The organism is Chamaesiphon sp. OTE_75_metabat_556, assembly GCF_031378165.1.
Taxonomy (GTDB): Bacteria; Cyanobacteriota; Cyanobacteriia; order Cyanobacteriales; family Chamaesiphonaceae; genus Chamaesiphon.
In genome coordinates this window covers 1-4,504 of sequence record NZ_JANNDR010000430.1, presented here as the reverse complement: position 1 = coordinate 4,504, position 4,504 = coordinate 1, and the positions used below count along the sequence as shown (strand labels likewise).

Here is a 4,504-nt window from a genome sequence, read left to right as displayed (position 1 = left end):
CAAACTTTATACGCAAATTAAAGATCGCGAAGGAATAATTGGTACGGAAATAAATCAAGCTCAAGCCTTACAATCCCTGGGTTTTTATCGCCAATCTCTCAGTCTCCTGCAATCGATCGACACCAAATTAAGCAACGAACCTAGTTCGCCGCTAAAAATACGCGGCTTATTGAGCTTGGGCAATACACTCAAATCGTTACGCGTATTAACAACCAAAAACAATTATCGCGATCGCCAGATCGATGTTGGAGCCAAAGAGATCCTCGAACGATCGCTAAAAATGGCAACCGAACTGCAAGATTTTAGATTAGCAGCACAAATCAAACTCAGCCTAGCCAATACCCTCGAACTGCTAAACGATCGCCAAGCTGCCAGTCAAAAATATCGCGAGGCGATCGCGAATAATCGCTTACCACTAGCCCAGATCCAAGCCAAAATTAGCTTGTATCGACTCGAATCAGCTCGATATTCGCATCCACAAGTATTAAAACTGGCAACGGAGATCGGAGGAGAATTAGACTTACTAACCGTCAATCATAGCAGTATTTACACTTATATCAACTTAGCTAAAACAATTCAAAAAACTCAGCAAAGTTATTCTAAAGATAGAGCATTACTATTAAAGCTCAATGACTTACTAACTACTGCGATCGCTCGATCTAGAACTATTAAAGATCGAAGAAGTGAAGCTCAAGCGATCGGTACTCTCGGTAGTTTATATCAATTGATCGGGCAAGATCGATCTGCCAAGCAACTCACCGAGCAAGCCCTAATTATCGCCGAAAGTTTACCCGCGCCAGATCTAGCATATCGTCTCCACTGGCAGCTCGGTAGAATCATCACCAAGATCGATCCTCAAGATCCTCGCGCCATTATCGCTTATCAACAGGCTGTCCGCCACCTCAAAACACTGCGTAACGATCTCAGCGCGAGTGAAGCTGATTTACAATTTTCCTTTCGGGATAGCATCGAGCCAGTCTATCGTGAATTGGTGGATTTGTTACTAAAAAAAGACGACAAAACTATTGCTAATAATCTCGCTACTGCTCGCGATCTAATTGAGTCATTACAAGTAGCTGAATTAGAAAATTATCTCCGCCAAGGTTGTCTGGATACTTACACAGTTTCATTAGATAAAATTGATCGATCTGCGGCGATTGTCTACCCGATTATTTTACCCGATCGGATCGCCGTCATTACAGCAATTCCCGGACAGCCACTGCGCTATCATAGTCGATCAATATCTGAAGCTGAGGTTGAAAATACCGTAAAAGGACTACGGGCAAAACTCGACAACTACGAATTTTACGCACCTCAAGAACGCGCATTTCACAAACAATCGCAACAAGTTTACGATCTAGTTATCGCTCCAGTAATTGAAGACTTAAAAAAATCCAATACTAAAAATTTAGTATTTGTCCTCGATGGCGCATTGAGAAATATTCCAATGTCGATGTTATATGATGGTAAGAAATATTTAGTTGAAAGTTATAATCTCGCCCTCGCGCCAGGATTACAACTCGTACCGCCCCAAACGGCCGATCGTCAACAATATCGAGCTTTTTTAGGTGGAATTAGTCAATCGCGTCAAGGCTTTCAATCCCTGGCAGGCGTTAAACAAGCACTAGATTCGATCGGCAATCTCATCCCCAGTCAAAAGCTCCTCGATGCTGAATTTAGTCAAAGTCAAGTTACTAATAAATTAGAATCTGACGGTTCTACAATTGTCCATCTGGCTACTCATGGCGAATTTAGTTCCGATCCCGAACAGACTTTTATCCTCACCTGGGACGATCGACTCAATCTCAATCATCTCGATCGACTCCTCCAAAATCGCCATGTTCGAGCCGATCGAGTTATCGATTTATTAGTACTAAGTGCTTGTGAAACTGCCAGTGGCGATCGACGCGCGACGCTGGGTTTGGCGGGAGTAGCAATCCAAGCTCGCACCAGAAGTACGCTGGCCTCTTTATGGAAAGTCAATGATCAAGCCACCCAAATATTAATGGCTGATTTTTATCGAAATCTAATCACTAAAAAACTCAGCAAAGCTGAGTCTTTAAAACTTGCCCAACAGTCCTTATTACGCAACCCGCAGTATCGATCTCCTTACTACTGGGCGGCATTTGTACTGGTAGGCAACTGGCAATAAAAAGCTTATGTCAAATTAACTAAACCGCGATCGATAATCTTGCCTTGACTATCGATGCCAGTTAAGAGAATTTGGTCTTGATAGACTTCCACAATCCCGAAGCTGTGGATACTTTGGGCGAATGCCGACCAAGGCTGCGGTTTGACTGGATAGAGATGGGCACCGCCACCGCCGCAGACGAGATAAGTGGTACCGTCGATCGATTTCGATCGTTGATAATTGTGATCGTGACCGTTAATCCACAATTTGACCTTGTGTTTTTTCAAGATCGGGGTAATATCTCTACGCATAAGCTCATTGACTTTGTAGACACCCGCCGAATAGATATTATGATGGCCATAAACGATATTCCATTTGGCTTTACTGGTAGCCAATTCACGATCAAGCCATGCTAATTGGGTCGCTCTTTCTGTCGAATTGGGATCGACGATCGAACTAGTTTCCAGTACAAAGAATTTCACACCCGCGTGTTCGTGAGTATAGTAATGTTTGCCCTGCATATTAAACTGCGGATACTCAACTTGGCGATCGCCATTGGCCGTGCGGACATCATGATTGCCCAAGGCTGCATAAAATTTCACACCCTGCTTGAGTAAGTCGGCATAGGGAACTTCAAAAGCTTCTTTAATCTTGGAAATCTCCCCATTGTTATAGATATTGTCACCGACCATGATGACCGTATTAAATGGTTTTTGGGCGTGGTAGCGGGTCATCGCGTGACCGACAGCATATTGATTTTTCGTACTGCTACCAGTATCGGCAATGGCGGCAAATCGCAGTAACAGCTTAGATTTGGGTGTTGCTACCTCAGCGAGGGGTCGATCGTTCCGAATGGCAGCATCCGCGAGGAGGGAGGCAGTTTCGCCATTCTCATCGGCAGAATTGGATCGATCGGCAAATACTAGTTTGCTCGCTCCAGCCAAACCAAAGCCAGCCAAGCCTGCTCCTACTAAAAATCGACGGCGGTTAGTACTCATAAATTTTGATTATCGGTAAGGGTCTGACCGAACAAAGATGCTAGATTAGAGTGAAGTGACACTCATCCTAACCGAAATGACACCCCGATCGCGGACAGGTAAACTCATGCAAGGATTGTTTGGAAGATTTGGCAAAAAGCAGCCAGAGCAGTCCCCAGTCCCAACTACAAATTCCCGACCAACGCGTCAGTCTCCTTCACCCGCCAACAAATTTGCCGATTTCGACGATCTCGACTGGGATCGCCCCACGACTGGAGATTCTCCAGAGGAGAGGCTTCGCCAACGCGACTTTCCGATCGCTAGTCAATTCGATACTGATGATGAGGAGACTAACTGGGATGATGCCGAAGTATCAGACAATGATAATAATCCCTTAGTGCCGGGGATCGATCGCCGCAACGGCTATTCCCAACCGACTATCACCGTAGTCGATGCCCCGAATGTCCCCAATCTCAACGATCTAGATGACTGGGCGGAAGCACTTCCCGCCGCCACCGTCAAAAATAGTAACATCCAAGAATCTCGGCGCGGCAAAAATTTCACCCCCTTCCCCCCCAATGAGGATATCTGGGAGGACAACCCTCGCAATGCCCAAGATCGATCGACAGTTACCGCCACGGGGAAATCGGTTGAATCGGCTGCCGCTACTCAGGTCAACCGCTTTGTGGGCTTGTGGACTGCAACATTACAACACTTTCGACGGTTACTGCCAGCTCCAATTCGACAACTTTCTGATGCGATCCTAGCCGCGATTGTGGTGCTATTAGTCACTGTGACGATCTGGGTTGTGGATGGCTTCTTTATGCCCGGAGTCGATCGCGCGGCTCCCAATCCACCAGCAGCAACCGTAGCGGCTCAACCTGCTATGCCTACTCCGATCGGCAGCCCAACTATAGTTAGCCCCGAACAGGTATTTATCGAAGCTTTAGAAACGCAAATTAGCAAGATTACCAGTCAGTATCCAGACGATCTCATCCAAACTTTAAATGTCGATACGGCTAGCGATCGGTTACTCGTCCGGCTCAATCCCTTGTGGTATACCCTCGATGACGATCGCCAAAATAGTCTGACCGATCGGATGTGGCTCCAAGCCCAGGCAAATCATTTTACCAAATTAGAAATTCAAGATAGTCAGGGGGTTTCGATCGCCCGCAGTCCAGTGGTCGGCAAGCATCTGATTATTCTACAGCGACGACCTTAGTGGTGCAGAAAAGTATTTGAGCTAGAAAGAAAATAAGATAACCTTATTAAGTTTGGTCGATCGATCGAATGTGTAGGCATGAATATCGATATGATGCCCAGAGATCGAGTGGTAAAAACTACTTCATGCACAGCATCTAAAATTCGACTATAGTTGAAATTATCGTCATTGTGT

Annotated in this window: 3 protein-coding genes; 2 read left to right on the top strand and 1 reads right to left on the bottom strand. The window is 45.6% G+C overall.

The features are described from left to right. On the top strand, nt 1–2,152 hold a 2,152-nt coding region (locus tag RMO27_RS17395; protein ID WP_309734815.1), incomplete at its 5' end, for a CHAT domain-containing protein. Nucleotides 2,153–2,157: 5 nt separating this feature from the next. Here RMO27_RS17395 and RMO27_RS17390 read toward each other — a convergent pair. Next, a complete protein-coding gene (locus tag RMO27_RS17390) occupies nt 2,158–3,129 on the bottom strand; it encodes a metallophosphoesterase (RefSeq protein ID WP_309734813.1) in 972 nt (323 codons plus the stop codon). Nucleotides 3,130–3,184: 55 nt separating this feature from the next. Here RMO27_RS17390 and RMO27_RS17385 point away from each other — a divergent pair, with 55 nt between their 5' ends. Further along, complete coding sequence (locus RMO27_RS17385; protein WP_309734811.1) at nt 3,185–4,330, top strand: hypothetical protein; 1,146 nt, start codon at nt 3,185–3,187, stop codon at nt 4,328–4,330. The last annotated feature ends 174 nt before the right edge of the window (nt 4,331–4,504 follow it).

Bases quoted from the DNA above. Each gene is read 5' to 3' on its own strand.
- RMO27_RS17390 (WP_309734813.1), bottom strand. From the start codon at position 3,129: ATGAGTACTAACCGCCGTCGATTTTTAGTAGGAGCAGGCTTGGCTGGC.